The 16,364-nt window shown below is 70.8% G+C and carries 15 protein-coding genes; 9 read left to right on the top strand and 6 right to left on the bottom strand.

Going from position 1 to position 16,364, the window contains the following annotated elements:
• Positions 1–98: 98 nt before the first annotated feature.
• From gyrB to dnaA, 6 genes are all read right to left on the bottom strand, one after another.
• Positions 99–2,129 (bottom strand): DNA topoisomerase (ATP-hydrolyzing) subunit B, encoded by a 2,031-nt coding sequence (gene gyrB / locus ACWCXH_RS04630; RefSeq protein WP_449799843.1) that lies wholly within the window; start codon positions 2,127–2,129, stop codon positions 99–101.
• A gap of 261 nt (positions 2,130–2,390) precedes the next feature.
• Positions 2,391–2,930 carry a DUF721 domain-containing protein gene (locus tag ACWCXH_RS04625; protein WP_449799842.1) on the bottom strand — a complete coding sequence of 180 codons (540 nt, stop codon included), beginning with the start codon at positions 2,928–2,930 and terminating at the stop codon, positions 2,391–2,393.
• Positions 2,931–3,062: 132 nt separating this feature from the next.
• A complete protein-coding gene (recF, locus tag ACWCXH_RS04620) occupies positions 3,063–4,196 on the bottom strand; it encodes a DNA replication/repair protein RecF (protein WP_449799841.1) in 1,134 nt (377 codons plus the stop codon).
• 86 nt (positions 4,197–4,282) lie between these two features.
• Positions 4,283–5,158, bottom strand: coding sequence for a phosphogluconate dehydrogenase (NAD(+)-dependent, decarboxylating) (gene gnd, locus ACWCXH_RS04615; protein ID WP_449799840.1), 876 nt, complete (start codon positions 5,156–5,158; stop codon positions 4,283–4,285).
• Positions 5,159–5,318: 160 nt separating this feature from the next.
• Positions 5,319–6,449, bottom strand: coding sequence for a DNA polymerase III subunit beta (gene dnaN, locus ACWCXH_RS04610; protein ID WP_449799839.1), 1,131 nt, complete (start codon positions 6,447–6,449; stop codon positions 5,319–5,321).
• 974 nt (positions 6,450–7,423) lie between these two features.
• Positions 7,424–9,220, bottom strand: coding sequence for a chromosomal replication initiator protein DnaA (gene dnaA / locus ACWCXH_RS04605; protein WP_449799838.1), 1,797 nt, complete (start codon positions 9,218–9,220; stop codon positions 7,424–7,426).
• A 364-nt stretch (positions 9,221–9,584) separates the two neighbouring features.
• Here dnaA and rpmH point away from each other — a divergent pair, with 364 nt between their 5' ends.
• The 9 genes from rpmH (at position 9,585) to ACWCXH_RS04560 (ending at position 16,327) form a co-directional block, all read left to right on the top strand.
• Positions 9,585–9,722, top strand: coding sequence for a 50S ribosomal protein L34 (rpmH, locus tag ACWCXH_RS04600; RefSeq protein WP_030059672.1), 138 nt, complete (start codon positions 9,585–9,587; stop codon positions 9,720–9,722).
• Between the two features lie 18 nt (positions 9,723–9,740).
• Positions 9,741–10,169 (top strand): ribonuclease P protein component, encoded by a 429-nt coding sequence (gene rnpA, locus ACWCXH_RS04595; protein ID WP_449799837.1) that lies wholly within the window; start codon positions 9,741–9,743, stop codon positions 10,167–10,169.
• Complete coding sequence (gene yidD / locus ACWCXH_RS04590; protein WP_449799836.1) at positions 10,166–10,537, top strand: membrane protein insertion efficiency factor YidD; 372 nt, start codon at positions 10,166–10,168, stop codon at positions 10,535–10,537. Before rnpA ends, yidD begins: the two co-directional genes overlap by 4 nt.
• A complete protein-coding gene (yidC, locus tag ACWCXH_RS04585; RefSeq protein WP_449799835.1) occupies positions 10,534–11,691 on the top strand; it encodes a membrane protein insertase YidC in 1,158 nt (385 codons plus the stop codon). Before yidD ends, yidC begins: the two co-directional genes overlap by 4 nt.
• 67 nt (positions 11,692–11,758) lie before the next feature.
• Positions 11,759–12,289, top strand: coding sequence for a Jag family protein (locus ACWCXH_RS04580; RefSeq protein ID WP_449799834.1), 531 nt, complete (start codon positions 11,759–11,761; stop codon positions 12,287–12,289).
• A 178-nt stretch (positions 12,290–12,467) separates the two neighbouring features.
• Complete coding sequence (rsmG, locus tag ACWCXH_RS04575; protein WP_449799833.1) at positions 12,468–13,298, top strand: 16S rRNA (guanine(527)-N(7))-methyltransferase RsmG; 831 nt, start codon at positions 12,468–12,470, stop codon at positions 13,296–13,298.
• A 271-nt stretch (positions 13,299–13,569) separates the two neighbouring features.
• Entirely contained in the window at positions 13,570–14,520 is a 951-nt protein-coding gene (locus ACWCXH_RS04570) for a ParA family protein (protein ID WP_449799972.1), read from the top strand.
• A complete protein-coding gene (locus ACWCXH_RS04565; RefSeq protein ID WP_449799832.1) occupies positions 14,517–15,584 on the top strand; it encodes a ParB/RepB/Spo0J family partition protein in 1,068 nt (355 codons plus the stop codon). The genes ACWCXH_RS04570 and ACWCXH_RS04565 overlap by 4 nt, the downstream gene beginning before the upstream one ends.
• A 125-nt stretch (positions 15,585–15,709) precedes the next feature.
• A complete protein-coding gene (locus ACWCXH_RS04560) occupies positions 15,710–16,327 on the top strand; it encodes a GNAT family N-acetyltransferase (protein ID WP_449799831.1) in 618 nt (205 codons plus the stop codon).
• The last annotated feature ends 37 nt before the right edge of the window (positions 16,328–16,364 follow it).

The raw sequence follows: 16,364 nt of genomic DNA, 5'->3' as shown, positions 1-16,364 counted from the left end.
GGTCTCGGGCTGTTCGCCTTCGGGACGGTTGTCGTCGACCACTGGTGGTCAGTTTCCTTTCACGCGGACTGGTACGTGCGGCTGCCGGTCGGGCGGCGTCACACGTCCAGGAAGCGGACGTCCTTGGCGTTGCGCTGGATGAAGGAGCGGCGGGCCTCGACGTCCTCGCCCATCAGCACGGAGAACAGCTCGTCGGCGCGGGCGGCGTCCTCCAGGGTGACCTGGAGCAGCAGCCGGTGCTCGGTGTCCATGGTGGTGACCCGGAGCTCCTCGGCGTTCATCTCGCCGAGACCCTTGAACCGCTGGATCGCGTCGTCCTTGGGCAGCCGGCGCCCGGCCTCCACACCGGCGGCGATCACCGCGTCGCGCTCGCGGTCGGAGTAGGCGTACTCGAAGTCGTCCTTGCCCCACTTGATCTTGTACAGCGGGGGCATGGCGAGGTAGACGTACCCGGCCTCGACCAGCGGCCGCATGAAGCGGAACAGCAGGGTCAGCAGCAGGGTGCGGATGTGCTGTCCGTCGACGTCGGCGTCCGCCATCAGGACGATCTTGTGGTAGCGGAGCTTGGACTCGTCGTAGTCCTCCTGGATGCCGCAGCCGAAGGCCGAGATCAGCGCCTGGACCTCGGTGTTCTGCAGCACCTTGTCGATCCGGGCCTTCTCGACGTTCAGGATCTTGCCGCGGATCGGCAGGATGGCCTGGGTGCGCGGGTCGCGGCCCTGCTTGGCCGAGCCGCCGGCGGAGTCACCCTCGACGATGAAGATCTCGCACTCGGACGGGTCCTTGGACTGGCAGTCGGACAGCTTGCCCGGCAGCGAGGCGGACTCCAGCAGGCCCTTGCGGCGGGTGAGGTCGCGGGCCTTGCGGGCGGCGACGCGCGCGGTGGCGGCCTGGATGGACTTGCGGATGATGTCCGCGGCCTCGTTGGGGTTGCGGTCCAGCCAGTCGTTCAGGTGCTCGTGGACGACCTTCTGGACGAAGGTCTTGGCCTCGGTGTTGCCGAGCTTGTCCTTGGTCTGGCCCTCGAACTGCGGCTCGCCGAGCTTGACCGAGATGATCGCGGTCAGACCCTCGCGGATGTCCTCGCCGGAGAGGTTGTCGTCCTTCTCGCGGAGCAGCTTCTTGTCGCGCGCGTAGCGGTTGACCAGGCCGGTCAGCGCCGCGCGGAAGCCCTCCTCGTGGGTGCCGCCGCCGTGGGTGTGGATCGTGTTGGCGAAGCTGTAGACACCCTCGGTGTAGGAGGAGTTCCACTGCATCGCGATCTCCACCGAGATCGACTTGTCCTTGTCCTCCGCCTCGAAGTCGATCACCGAGGGGTGGATGACCTCGCCCTTGCGGGAATTGAGGTGGGCGACGAAGTCGGCGATGCCGCCGTCGTACTTGTAGGTGACGGTGAGCGGCTTGCCGTCCTCGTCGACGTGCTCGGGGCGCTCGTCGGTGAGCGAGATGGACAGGCCCTTGTTGAGGAAGGCCATCTCCTGGAAGCGCCGGGAGAGCGTCTCGAACGAGTAGACCGTGGTCTCGAAGATGTCCGGGTCGGCCCAGAACGTGACGCTGGTGCCGGTCCGGTCGGTGGCCTCGTTCTTGGCCAGCGCCGCGGTCGGCGCGCCCATCTTGTACTCCTGCGTCCAGCGGTGGCCCTCGGTGTGGATCTCCACCGCGAGCCTGGTGGAGAGCGCGTTCACCACCGAGACGCCGACGCCGTGCAGACCGCCGGAGACCGCGTACCCGCCGCCGCCGAACTTGCCGCCCGCGTGCAGCACGGTGAGCACGACCTCGACGGCCGGCTTCTCCTGCCCGGGGACGATGCCGACCGGGATGCCGCGGCCGTTGTCGTCCACCCGCACGCCGCCGTCCGGCAGGATCGTGACGTCGATGGTGTCCGCGTGCCCGGCCATGGCCTCGTCGACGGAGTTGTCCACGACCTCCTGCACCAGGTGGTGCAGGCCACGCTCACCGGTCGAGCCGATGTACATGCCGGGACGCTTGCGGACGGCGTCGAGGCCCTCCAGCACCTGGATGTTGCTGGCGTTGTAGGACTTCTCGCCCTGGTCGGTCTGGTCTGGGGTCTGGCTGAGGTTGCCGGAATCGGCCACGAAGCGCCCTCTCTGGCACAGCGCGGGCCGCATCCCCACCCCGTGTGGGCGGGCGTGCGACCACGGCGTTTCGACTCGGTTGCCACTAGCAACAGTGTTTGGCTCCCAGTCTACCGGTACGACTGACAGAGATGGGCGTTTGGCAGCCCTTGAGGGCAGATATGCCGCCCTGAATCCCCTCTGCACATGTCCCGATACTCGCCCGGGGGGCCCAGAGCGCCTGGAAGGGCCGTCAGGGGTTCCGGAAGGCCGTGGTCCGCTCGGCACTCGTCCGACACCGGGCCGACATCCCGATCAGCCCCAGGTGTCGCCCGGGCCCTTGCTGCCCGGCGCACGCAGCCGGCCGTAGCCGCGGGCGGGCGCGGCCGGGCCCAGCACCTTGATGGTGCGGACCGTGCCGTGGCCCAGCTCGTGGTTCAGGCGCGCCACCAACTGCCTTGCCAGCCAGCGCAGTTGGGTCGCCCATGCGGTCGAGTCGCACTGCACGGTGAGCACCGCGGCCTGGTCGTCGTAGGAGGACGGATGGCAGTGCGCGGCGATGTCCGGGCCGACGATCTGCGGCCACCGGCCCATCACCCCGCCGACCGCGGCCGAGGACTCCCAGCCCCGCTCGGTCAGCAGCCGGTTCAGCGCGGCACCCAGCGGCACCGGGTCGCGGCCGTCCGAGCGGGCCCCGCTGCGCAGGCCGTGCCGCTTCGCCTCGCGCTTCTCCCGCACCTGCTCGCCGCGCTGACGCGCCTGCGCCCGGGCCGCCCGCAGAGCCGAGCGGGCGAGGTCGGCGCCGGTCAGCTCCGCGGCGTCAGGCTGCGGGGAGGTCTCCGCGGACTCACTCACGACGATCTCCTTTCCCCAGCCTGTGGACAACGGTGAGCGGTCCAGCGTACGGGAGCGCCGGGGCGGACGGGATCCGCCCACCGACGGGGGCGTTCGGGGGCTCTTGGGGGTTTTCCGGGGAAATGGTGAAGGTCAGGCGTCGATGCGGCGCACGGCGCCGTCGGCCACCGCGAAGCGGGCGCCGGCCAGCGCCTTCGGCACGTCCTCGGCGACCGCCGCGGTCACCAGGACCTGCTCGCCGTCGGCCACCAGCTCGGCCAGCCGGTCCCGGCGGGCCGCGTCGAGCTCGGCGAACACGTCGTCCAGGATCAGCACCGGCTCGCCGCCGTCAGCGCGCAGCAGCTCGTACGAGGCCAGCCGCAGCGCGAGCGCGAACGACCACGACTCGCCGTGGCTGGCGTAGCCCTTGGCGGGCAGCGGGCCGAGCTTGAGCACGAGCTCGTCGCGGTGCGGCCCGACCAGGGTGATCCCGCGCTCGACCTCCTGCCTGCGCACCGCCTGCAGGGCCTGGAGGAGCTGCTCCTCGGCCTGTTCCCGGCTGGTCGGCAGCTCGCCCTCGAAGGAGCTGCGGTACTCCAGCGCGGTCTCGCCGCCACCGGGCGCCAGCTGCCCGTACGCGGCCGCCACCAGCGGCTGCAGGGCGGCCACCAGCTGGATCCGGAAGGCCGTCAACTCGGCTCCGGCGCGGGCGAGATGGCCGTCCCACACCTCCAGGGTGGAGAGGTCGGCGCCCTTGCCGCCGCCGGCCCGGCGGGCCATCGCGGCGGTCTTCAGCAGGGCGTTGCGCTGCTTGAGCACCCGTTCGTAGTCCTGCCGGACGCCGGCCAGGCGGGGGGCGCGGGAGGTCAGCAGCTCGTCGAGGAAGCGGCGGCGCTCGCCCGGGTCGCCCTTGACCAGGCTGAGGTCCTCGGGGGCGAACAGCACGGTGCGCAGCAGCCCCAGCACGTCGCGCGGGCGGACGTTGTCGGAGCGGTTGATCCGGGCCCGGTTCGCCTTGCCCGGGGTGAGCTCCAGTTCGACCAGCGTGGAGCGGCCGCGGTCCACCACGGAGGTGCGGATCACCGCCCGCTCGGCGCCCAGCCGGATCAGCGGGGCGTCGGTGGCCACCCGGTGGCTGCCCAGGGTGGCGACGTAGCCGATCGCCTCGACCAGGTTGGTCTTGCCCTGGCCGTTGGGACCGACGAAGGCCGTCACGCCCGGGTCGAGGGGCACCTCGGCCCGGGCGTACGACCGGAAGTCGGCGAGCGACAGGTGCGCGACGTACATGGCTGTGGACTGCGCTCGCCTTCTGTGACTGTGTCTTCCCGGGGGTCTTCCCGCGGGAAGACCCCCGGGCCCCCGGCCGGTTCTCGCTACTTGGACTCGACCGCGTGGCCGCCGAACTGGTTGCGCAGCGCGGCGATCATCTTCATCTGCGGCGAGTCGTCCTGGCGGGAGGCGAAGCGGGCGAACAGCGAGGCGGTGATCGCCGGCAGCGGCACGGCGTGGTCGATCGCGGCCTCGACGGTCCAGCGGCCCTCGCCGGAGTCGGCGGCCCAGCCGCGCAGCTTGTCCAGGTGCTCGTCCTCGTCCAGGGCGCGGACGGCCAGGTCCAGCAGCCAGGAGCGGATGACGGTGCCCTCCTGCCAGCTGCGGAAGACCTCGCGCACGTCGGTGACCTCGGGGGCGGCCTCCAGCAGCTCCCAGCCCTCGGCGAAGGCCTGCATCATCGCGTACTCGATGCCGTTGTGGACCATCTTGGCGAAGTGGCCGGCGCCCACGGCGCCCGCGTGCACCGAGCCGAAGTCGCCCTCGGGCTTGAGCGCGTCGAAGACCGGCTGGACGCGCGCGACGTGCTCGGCGTCGCCGCCGTACATCAGGGCGTAGCCGTTCTCCAGGCCCCAGACGCCGCCGGAGACGCCGCAGTCGACGAAGCCGATGCCCTTGGCGGCCAGCGCCTCGGCGTGCTTGATGTCGTCGGTCCAGCGGGAGTTGCCGCCGTCGACCACGATGTCACCGGGCGAGAGCAGCTCGGCGAGCTCGTCGACGGTCGCCTGGGTGGCGGCGCCGGCCGGGACCATCACCCAGACCACGCGCGGGCCCTGGAGCTTGGTGACGAGCTCCTGGAGGCTTTCGACGTCGGAGATGTCCGGGTTGCGGTCGTAGCCGATGACGGTGTGGCCGGCGCGGCGGATCCGCTCGCGCATGTTGCCGCCCATCTTGCCGAGACCGATGAGGCCGAGCTCCATGACTCAAGTCCTTACCTGTGGTGATGTGCCTGCCGGCGGCGCCGTTGCCGCACACTCCCTGAGCCTACGCGCTGAACGAACAGGGCCTCCCCCGGTCGGGCCGACCGGGGGAGGCCGTCCACAGGCTGTGGGTACGGCCTGTGGGTATCGCTCGTACGGATCAGCCGGAGAGGCGGACCGGCATGATCAGGTACTGGTACGCCTTGTCCTCCTCGGCGTCCACCGAGGCCTTGCCGCTGAGCAGGGCGGGCTTGGTCGGGGTGGTGAAGCTCAGCTGGGCGTAGGCGGAGTCGATGGCCTTCAGGCCCTCCTCCAGGTAGCCCGGGTTGAAGGCGATCGAGATGTCGTCGCCCTCGAGGTCGGCGTCGATCCGCTCGGTGGCCTGCGCGTCGTCGCCCGAGCCGGCCTCCAGGGTCAGCACGCCCTGCTCGAAGCTGAGCCGGACCGGGGTGTTGCGCTCGGCGACCAGCGAGACGCGCTTGAGCGCCTCCAGGAACGGCTGGGTCTGGATCGCGGCGACGGCGCTGAACTCGGTCGGGAAGAGGCTGCGGAACTTGGGGAACTCGCCCTCCAGCAGCCGGGTGGTGGTGCGGCGGCCGGCGCCCTCGAAGCCGATCAGGCCCTCGCCCGCGCCGCCCGAGGACAGCGCGATCGAGACGTTGTCGCCGCTGCCCAGGGACTTGGCGATGTCCTGCAGGGTCTTGGCCGGGACCAGCGCGACGGCGGAGATGTCCGACTGCTCGGGCTTCCACAGCAGCTCGCGGACGGCGAAGCGGTAGCGGTCGGTGGCGGCCAGGGTGATCCGGTCGCCCTCGATCTCGACCCGGACACCGGTGAGCACCGGGAGGGTGTCGTCGCGGCCGGCGGCCACGGCGGCCTGGCTGACCGCGGAGGCGAAGACGTCGCCGGAGACGGTGCCGGTGGCGGTGGGCATCTGGGGCAGCGCCGGGTACTCGTCCACCGGGAGGGTGGGGAGGGTGAACCGGGAGCTGCCGCAGACCACGCTGACCCGCTGGCCGTCGGTGGAGATCTCCACAGGCCTGTTGGGGAGGTTCCGCGAGATGTCGTTGAGCAGGCGACCGGAGACCAGGACGGTGCCGGGCTCCTCGATGTCGGCCTCCAACTCGACCCGGGCCGAGACCTCGTAGTCGAAGCCGGACAGCGCCAGGCTGCCGTCCTGTGCGGTCAGCAGCAGGCCGGCCAGCACCGGCACCGGCGGCCGTGCCGGGAGGCTGCGGGCAGCCCAGGCCACCGCCTCCGCGAGGACGTCACGCTCCACCCGGAACTTCACCGGTAACCGCCTCCTGGATCGAGCGCTCCCGCTCGCACTCTGGTTCGTCTGATCTTGATCGTCGGTCGGCCTGTCCGCCGAGCTCTGCCACTCCGCTTCCAGTTGCCGAGGACAGTCTGACGTACTCCGCCGACAGACGGGGCAGACGGGCGGAAGCAACCCGAACAGATGTCGGGGTCCGGTTGTCCACAGATTTCGAGCCCACCCGCTTTGAAACGCATCGATGGCTCTAACTGTGTAGTGGTAGTAGTAGGGCCTGTGGAAACCGTGGATAACCCCGTTTCCGCAGGTCAGCGCCAGAATTTTGTCCACAGTGGGTGTGGACGGCGGCTGTGGACGGACAGGGCCCGCTGTGGACGGCGGAGCGTTACCCACAGGGTACCGAGCGTATCCACAGGTTTTCCCCAGCGCTGTCCCCAGATCCGGGCCCGGTTATCCACGGGGGCCGGTCAACTTTTCGTGACGCCTTTCACACCTGGGCGTGAACGCCACCCCAAAGTTGTCGAACTGTGGACGTCGCTGTGGACAAGCTGGGGATAACCGCCCCGGACCTGGGGACAAGCGGTGGATAACCCGGACGGCCCACTGGCGGCCCGTCAATTGTCCACAGCCTGTGGATAACCGTTGTGCACAAGTCCACAGGCACCTGACCTGCGCGGAAGAGCGTAGCGGTGGCCCGCCTGTGGAGGAATTCTGGATAACTTCGGGCTCTCCACCCTGTGGACGGTGGAGAAAGCCCGCCGCCTGTGGACGACCGCCCCGTGCGCCGCCGGTTTTCGAATCGCCGGTCAGATGTTCGACGCGGGCCGTGGACTGGCGGAGCATCCGTCGAGGCATCTCTGCCCGGCATTCGGGTGATGCACACCTGTGGATATGCCAAGAGGGCGTCAGGATCGCTCCTGACGCCCTCGGCGGGTCGCGCTGCGCCGGTCGGCCACCGGTGGCTGCGGCCGACCCCAACGGCTGTGGAAGGCCTAGCTCTTGATGCGGTTGGTGAGCTCGGTGACCTGGTTGTAGATCGAGCGCCGCTCGGCCATCAGCGAGCGGATCTTGCGGTCCGCGTGCATCACCGTGGTGTGGTCGCGGCCGCCGAACTGCGCGCCGATCTTCGGCAGCGACAGGTCGGTGAGCTCCCGGCACAGGTACATCGCGATCTGGCGGGCCGTCACCAGCACGCGGCTGCGCGAGGATCCGCAGAGGTCGTCCACGCCCAGCCCGAAGTACGCGGCGGTCTGCTGCATGATGACCTGCGCGGTGATCTCCGGGCCGGCGTCCTCGTCCCCGCCCGGGATCAGGTCCTTGAGGACGATGCCGGCCAGCTCCAGGTCCACCGGCGCCCGGTTGAGGTTGGCGAAGGCGGTGACCCGGATGAGGGCGCCCTCCAGCTCCCGGATGTTGCGGGTGATCCGGGACGCGATGAACTCCAACACGTCCGCGGGGGCGTTGAGTTGCTCCTGGATCGCCTTCTTGCGGAGGATCGCGATCCGGGTCTCCAGCTCCGGCGGGGTGACGTCGGTGATCAGGCCCCACTCGAAGCGGTTGCGCAGCCGGTCCTCCAGCGTGGTCAGCAGCTTGGGCGGCCGGTCCGACGAGAGGACGATCTGCTTGTTCGCGTTGTGCAGGGTGTTGAAGGTGTGGAAGAACTCCTCCTGCGTGGACTCCTTCTGCGCGAGGAACTGCACGTCGTCCACGAGCAGGATGTCCATGTCCCGGTAGCGCTTGCGGAAGGTGTCCGCCTTGCCGTCCCGGATCGAGTTGATGAACTCGTTGGTGAACTCCTCCGACGACACGTACCGCACGCGGGTGCCCGGGAAGAGGCTGCGCGAGTAGTGCCCGATGGCGTGCAGCAGGTGGGTCTTGCCCAGCCCGGACTCGCCGTAGATGAAGAGCGGGTTGTACGCCTTGGCCGGGGCCTCGGCGACCGCGACCGCCGCCGCGTGCGCGAAGCGGTTGCTCGCGCCGATGACGAAGGTGTCGAAGAGGTACTTCGGGTTCAGCCGGGCGGCCGGCTCGTCCTTGCGCGAGCCGCCGGCCGGCGGAGCGCCCGGAGGAGCGGGCACGCCGGGGACGGCCGGGCGCTCGGTGGCGCGCTCCGGCGCGGGCCTGTCGGCCGGACGCCCGCCGACGGGGCGGGCCGCGGGGGAGCGGCGGCCGCCGCTGGTGCGGGGCTGCTCGTTCGGGCCGGGTCCGTAGGCGCCGCCGAAGAGGTCGCCCTGGGTGGTCGCGGGCGGTCCGGGCATCGGGCGCGGCGCTGGACGGGGCGCGGGCTCGTCGGCGTCGTGGTACGCGGCCTCGTGCTCCTGGTAGCCGGACCACGAGGGGGCCGCCGGACCGCCGTAGGGCGCGGGGCGCTGCTCGTAGCCGCCGGTGTCGTACCGGGAGCGGTCGTAGTCCTGCTCGTACGGCTGCGGGTATCCCTGGCCGCCGTAGCCGCCGTCGTCCTGGACGGGACCCGGGTAGGGCTCCGCGGGGGCCTGCGGGGCCGGCGCGGGGGTCGTGGGGGCGGCGTTGGCGTCGACCATCACGGCGATGCGCACCGGGCGGCTGAGCTCACGGCTGAGGGCCTCGGTCAGCTGCGGCAGCAGCCGGCCCTCCAGCACCTGCTTGGCCCGCTCGTTCGGGGTCGCCAGCAGGGCGGTGTCGTGCATCATCCACATCGGCTGGGTGCGCTGCACCCACTGTTTGTCCATCTCCCCGACGTCCGGGTCGCTGACCAGCCGCTCGACGACCCTCGCCCAGACCGGGACGAGGTCGCTGTTGACATCAGCCACTGGTGCACGCTTTCCAAGAACAAACCAGACAAGTTCTGCAACGGTAGTCAGCGAACAGGGTCGGATCAAGTCGTTGTCCACAGGCTGTGGGCAAAGCGGCCCCGCGGAGGCCCCGGGGCGGCTGGTTTGACCCTCGCGCCCCGTCCCGCGTACCGTAACCAGGTCGAGTTGTCGATGGCCGCTGCCGCATGTCCGCGGGTCCACCCGCTCCATAAGGCGCGCAGCACGGGCGCCGTGGATTGCCTCAAACCCCAGCCGAACTGGGGAGATGGGCCGGATTTCCGAATCAGGGGAGATCACGCGGACGCACGGTGACGGCCAAGCGACTCCCCGTCATCCTACGATTCACCTCAGGAGCCCCCGAGTGAGCAAGCGCACCTTCCAGCCGAACAACCGTCGTCGCGCGAAGACCCACGGCTTCCGGCTGCGGATGCGTACCCGCGCCGGCCGCGCCATCCTGGCTGCCCGCCGTGGCAAGGGCCGCGCCAGCCTGTCCGCCTGATCCACGACAGAGTCTGTTGTGCTGCCCTCCGAGAATCGGCTGCGGCGGCGCCAGGACTTCGCGACCGCGGTGAAACGCGGTCGCCGGGCCGGCCGGCCCCTGTTGGTCGTTCATCTCAGCAGAGACGGTGACCCCAAGGGCCAGGCCGACCGGACCAGCGACTCCCGCCCGCACGTCGCCGAGGGGACTCCTTCGGCGCGTGCGGGTTTCGTCGTGAGCAAGGCCGTTGGCCCGGCGGTCGTCCGCAATCTGGTCAAGCGCCGGTTGCGCCACCTCGTTCGTGATCGTCTGTTCAGGCTGCCCGCCGGTAGCCTGATAGTGGTGCGTGCGCTGCCCCAGGCCGCGTCCGCTTCGTACCAGGACCTCGAACGTGACCTGGACGCGGCGCTCAAGCGGTTGCTGAAGGCGGAGCCCGCCCAGACGGCGCCGACGGGAGCAGGGCGATGAAGTACCTGCTGATGGGTCTGATCAGGGTCTACCAGTGGACGATCAGCCCACTGCTCGGTCCGGTCTGCCGCTACTACCCCTCCTGCTCGCGCTACGGCTACGAGGCCGTGAAGGTGCACGGGGCGGTCAAGGGCGGCGGGCTGACCGTGTGGCGCATCCTGCGCTGCAATCCGTGGAGCCCTGGCGGGGTCGATCACGTTCCGCCGCGCAAGCATCCGGTGTGGCACCGCCGGTTGCGAGACTGGCTGAGCCGCCGGTCCGCCACCGGGGCGCCGGTGGCCACCACCCCCGCCGGTCCGGCCCCCGAGGGCCCGGCGACCATTGGCCCGGAGCGGCCGATCCACATGTCCAAGGAGCCTGACCGGTGACCTTCTCCTTCCTGAATCCCCTGTACACAGCGGTGTCCTGGATCATCGTCCAGTTCCACACGCTGTACAGCCACGTCTTCGACCCGGACGGTGGCTGGGCCTGGGGTCTGTCCATCGCCTCGATGGTGGTCGTCATCCGGATCTGCCTGATCCCGCTCTTCGTGAAGCAGATCAAGGCGACCCGGGCCATGCAGGCGATCCAGCCGAAGATGAAGGCCATCCAGGAGCGCTACAAGAACGACCGGCAGCGCCAGTCCGAAGAGATGATGAAGCTGTACAAGGAGGCGGGCACCAACCCGTTCTCCAGCTGCCTTCCCATCATCGTCCAGGCGCCGTTCTTCACCGCCCTCTACGGTGTGCTCGCCAACGTCGCCAAGGGCCACGACATCGGCGTCATCCACGGCGACCTGCTGCTGAGCGCCGGCAAGGCGCACATCTTCGGCGCCCCGCTCTCCGCCACCTTCGTGAGCAGCAGCGAGACCAGCGTCAAGCTCGTCACCGCGGTGATGATCATCATGATGTCGGCGTCGCAGTTCATCACCCAACGCCAGCTGATGACCAAGAACGTCGACCTCACGGTGAAGACGCCGTTCATGCAGCAGCAGAAGATGCTGATGTACGTCTTCCCGATCATGTTCGCCGTCATGGGCATCAACTTCCCCGTCGGTGTCCTGGTCTACTGGCTGACCACCAACGTCTGGTCGATGGGCCAGCAGCTGATTGTCATCCGCAACAACCCGACTCCGGGCAGCAAGGCCTGGCAGGAGCGGCAGACGCGCCTCAAGAAGGCCGGTCGCCTGAACCCGGACGGCTCGGAGATCAAGGGCCCGCTGTGGGGCATGCTGCCCCCGTCGAAGGCGGCCATCAGCGCCGCCGCCTCCGCGTCCACCGCGGTCGAGGAGTCGGTGCAGGCGCGCCGCCAGCAGCCCCGCAAGCAGACCAAGGCCCAGCGCCAGCAGACCGGCGGCCAGACCGCGAGCCTGACCAAGGACACCCCGGCGGAGGAGGAGCGCGCGGACGCCGCCCCGGCCGACGCCGGCGGCGCCAAGCCGGCCGCCACCAAGCCGGGCACCTCCCGTCCCGGCGGCGCCAAGCCCGGAACCGCCCGGCAGCAGCCGAAGCAGGGCGGCCAGCGGCCGAAGAAGAAGTCCTGACCGGCTTCGTCCAGAGCTTCGTTCCCGGCCCACCCAACCTGGGCCTCATCTCCGAAGGAGTCCATCAGTGACGGAAGGCACCACCTCCGCCGTCGAGGCCGAGGCCGCCGCCAGCGCCGACGAGAGCCTCGTCGCCCGCCTGGAGCAGGAGGGCGACATCGCGGCGGACTACCTGGAGGGTCTGCTCGACATCGCCGACCTCGACGGTGATATCGACATGGACGTCGAGGGCGACCGCGCCCTGGTGTCGATCGTCAGCGACGGCAACGACCGCTCGCTCCAGCGCCTGGTCGGCCAGGACGGCGAGGTACTGGAGGCCCTGCAGGAGCTGACCCGGTTGGCCGTCCACCGGGAGACCGGTGAACGCAGCCGCCTCATGCTGGACATTGCCGGCTTCCGGGCCCGCAAGCGCGAGGAGCTGGCCGCGCTCGGCGCCAAGGCCGCCGAGCAGGCCAAGCGCACGGGCGAGCAGGTCAAGCTGCGGCCGATGACGCCCTTCGAGCGCAAGGTGGTCCACGACGCGGTCGCCGCGGCGGGTCTGCGCAGCGAGTCCGAGGGCGAAGAGCCCCAGCGGTGCGTGGTCGTGCTTCCGGCCTGAGGCCGGCAGGTCGATGACCGGTCGCCGTGGCGGTCGGTGCGCTTCACAGGACGCGACCCCGTCCGCTTCGTGCGGGCGGGGTCGTCGTCCCTTCGCGGGGCGATGGCCCGGCGAGAGATGTTTCACGTGGAACTGTGCGGAGAGCGGGTCGGTGGATCCGGGGATCGGAGAGGTCGAGATGGACACGGAGAGCACGGCTGACGGCCAGCCGGGGGCGGGTGCCGTCAATCCGGCCGCTGGGGACGAGGGCGTCGAGACACCGGCCGTGGTCGAGCCGGCCGAGGCACCGCCCGTCGCCCGGGAGGTCTTCGGCGACCGCTTCGACGCCGCGGTCCGCTACACCGAGCTGCTGGCCACTGCGGGCGTCCGGCGCGGGCTGATCGGGCCGCGCGAGGTACCCCGGCTCTGGGACCGGCACGTGCTGAACTGCGCGGTGCTCGCGGAGCTGCTGCCGACCGGCGCCACCCTGTGCGACGTCGGCTCCGGTGCCGGCCTGCCGGGCATCCCGGTGGCGCTGGCCCGCCCGGACGTCACGGTGACGCTGCTGGAGCCGCTCCTGCGGCGGACCACCTTCCTGGAGGAGGTCGTCCGGGAGCTGGCGCTGGAGAACGTCACGGTGCTGCGCGGCCGGGCCGAGGAGATGGTCGGCAAGCTCGCGGTGGACGTGGTGACCGCCCGGGCGGTGGCCCCGCTGGACCGGCTGGCCGGCTGGGGCATGCCGCTGCTCCGCCCGCACGGGCAGATGCTGGCGCTCAAGGGCGACAGCGCCGAGCAGGAGCTGGCCGACTCGCGGGCCGGACTGACCAAGCTGGGCGCGGTCGAGTGGAGCGTGATCTCGGTCGGCGAGGGCACCCTGGAGACCTCGACCCGGGTGGTCCAGGTCAAGGCCGGGGAGAGCCCCGGCGGGGTGAAGGCCGCGACCCGGCGGGCCAAGGCGGCCAGGGCCGGACGGTCCGCGAACGCCCGCGCCGGCGAGCGCGGCCGGGGCGGGCGGCGCCGGAGCCGCTGACCCGGGCGACGCCCGACACTCGCCACGACGGGCGGACGGTGCTCCTGAACGGAGAACCGTCCGCCCGTCGTTGTTGGGGTGACGGGAAGGCCGACATCCGGACATCGGAGTGTCGCAACGTCAGATTTCCGACATAGCGGGCATGGTGTTTCACGTGAAACGTCGCTCCTTGCTCTCCGGAATCCTTGGTCGCGGCCGGGCGGCGACTGTCGCCGCTCCGGTTTCACGTGAAACACTGAGCCCCATGCAGGACTCGGAGACCATCGACCAGATCGATGACACGCCCATCGCGCGTGCTGCCCAGGCTGCGGTCAAGGCGATCGGCCGGGCGGGTGAGGGCCTTCCGCGGCCCGCCGCGACCCGGGTGATCGTGGTCGCCAACCAGAAGGGTGGGGTCGGCAAGACGACCACCACCGTCAACATGGCCGCCTCGCTCGCGATGCACGGACTGCGCGTCCTGGTCGTCGACCTCGACCCGCAGGGGAACGCCTCCACCGCCCTCGGCATCGACCACCACGCCGACGTGCCGTCGATCTACGACGTCCTCGTGGAGGGCAAGCCGCTCGCCGACGTGGTGCAGCCGGTGCTGGACGTCGAGGGGCTCTTCTGCGTCCCCGCCACCATCGACCTGGCCGGCGCGGAGATCGAGCTGGTCTCGCTGGTGGCCCGGGAGAGCCGCCTCCAGCGCGCCATCGCCGCCTACGAGCAGCCGCTGGACTACATCCTGATCGACTGCCCGCCCTCGCTGGGCCTGCTGACGGTCAACGCCCTGGTGGCCGGCCAGGAGGTGCTGATCCCGATCCAGTGCGAGTACTACGCGCTGGAGGGCCTCGGCCAGCTGCTGCGCAACGTCGAGCTGGTGCGCGCGCACCTCAACCCCGTGCTGCACGTCTCGACCATCCTGCTCACCATGTACGACGCCCGGACCAGGCTGGCCGCCCAGGTGGCGGAGGAGGTCCGGACCCACTTCCAGCAGGAGGTGCTGAGCACGGCGATCCCGCGCTCGGTGCGCATCTCGGAGGCGCCCAGCTACGGTCAGACGGTGCTCACCTACGACCCGGGTTCGACCGGCGCGCTCTCCTACCTGGAGGCGGCCCGTGAGCTCGCGCTGCGTGCGGTGGGCCAGGCCGGGGGCTCGCTGGTGGGTCAGCAGCGGAGCGGCAGCGGTACGGGGCACGGTGCCCCGGTGGCACAGCACGGTACGACGGAGGGTCATCAGTGAGTGGTCGCAGGGGTCTGGGACGAGGGCTTGGGGCGCTGATCGGCCCCGCCACGCCGGCGGACGGCGGGGCGGCGGGGCAGCCCGCCACGGCCGCGCCCGCGTCGGCCTCGGTGGTGGCGACCGGCGCGGTCTCGCCGGCCGCGGTGCCGGCGCTGCCGGGCGGTCGCGGCACGGTCGCGGCCAGGGCGGCCGCGGAGAGCCTGCGGGAGCAGCCGGCGCCGGTGGCCGGTGCCTTCTTCGCCGAGCTGCCGCTCGACGCGATCACGCCCAACCCGCGCCAGCCGCGTGACGTCTTCGACGAGGACAAACTGGCCGAGCTCGTCACCTCCATCAAGGAGGTGGGTCTGCTCCAGCCGGTCGTGGTGCGCCAGATCGAGCCGGAGCGCTACGAGCTGATCATGGGCGAGCGCCGCTGGCGCGCCTCCCGGGAGGCCGGGCTGGACCGGATCCCGGCGATCGTCCGGGCGACCGAGGACGACAAGCTGCTGCTGGACGCCCTCCTGGAGAACCTGCACCGGGCCGAGCTGAATCCGCTGGAGGAGGCCGCCGCCTACGACCAGTTGCTGCAGGAGTTCTCCTGCACCCACGATCAGCTGGCCGACCGGATCGGCCGCTCGCGCGAGCACGTCTCCAACACGCTGCGACTGATGAAGCTCCCGCCGTCCGTCCAGCGTCGCGTGGCCGCCCAGGTGCTGACGGCCGGGCACGCCCGCGCGCTGCTCGGGGTGCCGGACGCCGAGCTCCAGGAGCAGCTGGCCGCGCGGATCGTCGCGGAGGGTCTCACGGTGCGCAACATCGAGGAGATCGTCAAGGTGATAAAGCTGGAGCAGAAGCCGAAGCGCCAGGCGCCGAAGGCGGGCAAGCTGATCTCCCCGGCCTTCAACGACCTGGCCAGCCGGCTGTCGGACCGCTTCGACACCCGGGTCAAGGTCGAGGTCTCGCAGCGCGGCGGCAAGCTCGGCAAGGGCAAGGTGGTGCTGGAGTTCGGCTCGGTGGAGGACCTGAACCGGATCCTGGACAGTCTGGCCCCGGGCGAGGACGGACTGCGGCTGTCGCAGGGCTGAGCCCGGTCGAAGAGGCGTGACCCGATGGGTGCGTGTTCCGCGTGAGCGCTGTTTCACGTGAAACATGCACCCGTCGGCGTTCGGGGGGAATGCTCGACTGTGGAGTGGACGAGGAGGTGCGGGGCATGGGACGCCGGATCGCTCCGCTGACACTGGACAACCTCGCGGATCTGCCGACGACCTGCCGCTCCTGCGTGTTCTGGGAGCTGGACCCGGTGAGCGGCAAGGCCGCGGTGGAGTCAGGCAAACCCGAGCTGGAGAAGGAGGGGTGGATCTCCGCGGTGCTGCTGGAGTGGGGGTCCTGCGGCCGGATCGTCTACGTGGACGACCAGCCCGCCGGGTTCGTGCTCTACGCGCCGCCGGCCTACGTGCCGCGCTCGCAGTCCTTCCCGACCAGCCCGGTGTCCCCGGACGCCGTTCAGCTGATGGTCAGCCGGGTGCTGCCGGGCTACCAGCGGCAGGGGCTCGGCCGGGTGCTCGTGCAGACGGTGGCCAAGGACCTGCTGGGGCGCGGCGTGCGCGCGATCGAGGCCTTCGGCTCGACGGGACGGGTGCCGACGAGCTGTGTGCTCCCGGCCGATCACCTGCTCGCGGTCGGCTTCAAGACCGTCCGTCCGCACGCCCGCTACCCGCGGCTGCGGCTGGAGGCGCGGACCACGCTGTCCTGGCGCGGCGACGTGGAGGTGGCGCTGGAGCGGCTGCTGGGCGGCGGGCGCAAGGAGCCGGCGCTGCGGCCGTTCTGATCCCTTCCGCGTCGCAGCGGGAACGACGGAGGCGGGG

The organism is Kitasatospora sp. NPDC001660 (assembly GCF_053596725.1).
The sequence above is the reverse complement of the archived record's forward strand: the minus strand, read 5'-3'. Positions and strand labels throughout refer to the sequence as shown.

Coding starts and splice junctions, on each gene's coding strand:
- gyrB (WP_449799843.1), bottom strand. CDS start 2,129: ATGCGGCCCGCGCTGTGCCAGAGAGGGCGCTTCGTGGCCGATTCCGGC.
- recF (WP_449799841.1), bottom strand. CDS start 4,196: ATGTACGTCGCGCACCTGTCGCTCGCCGACTTCCGGTCGTACGCCCGG.
- gnd (WP_449799840.1), bottom strand. CDS start 5,158: ATGGAGCTCGGCCTCATCGGTCTCGGCAAGATGGGCGGCAACATGCGC.
- yidD (WP_449799836.1), top strand. CDS start 10,166: ATGAAGTACCTGCTGATGGGTCTGATCAGGGTCTACCAGTGGACGATC.
- rsmG (WP_449799833.1), top strand. CDS start 12,468: ATGGACACGGAGAGCACGGCTGACGGCCAGCCGGGGGCGGGTGCCGTC.
- ACWCXH_RS04560 (WP_449799831.1), top strand. CDS start 15,710: ATGGGACGCCGGATCGCTCCGCTGACACTGGACAACCTCGCGGATCTG.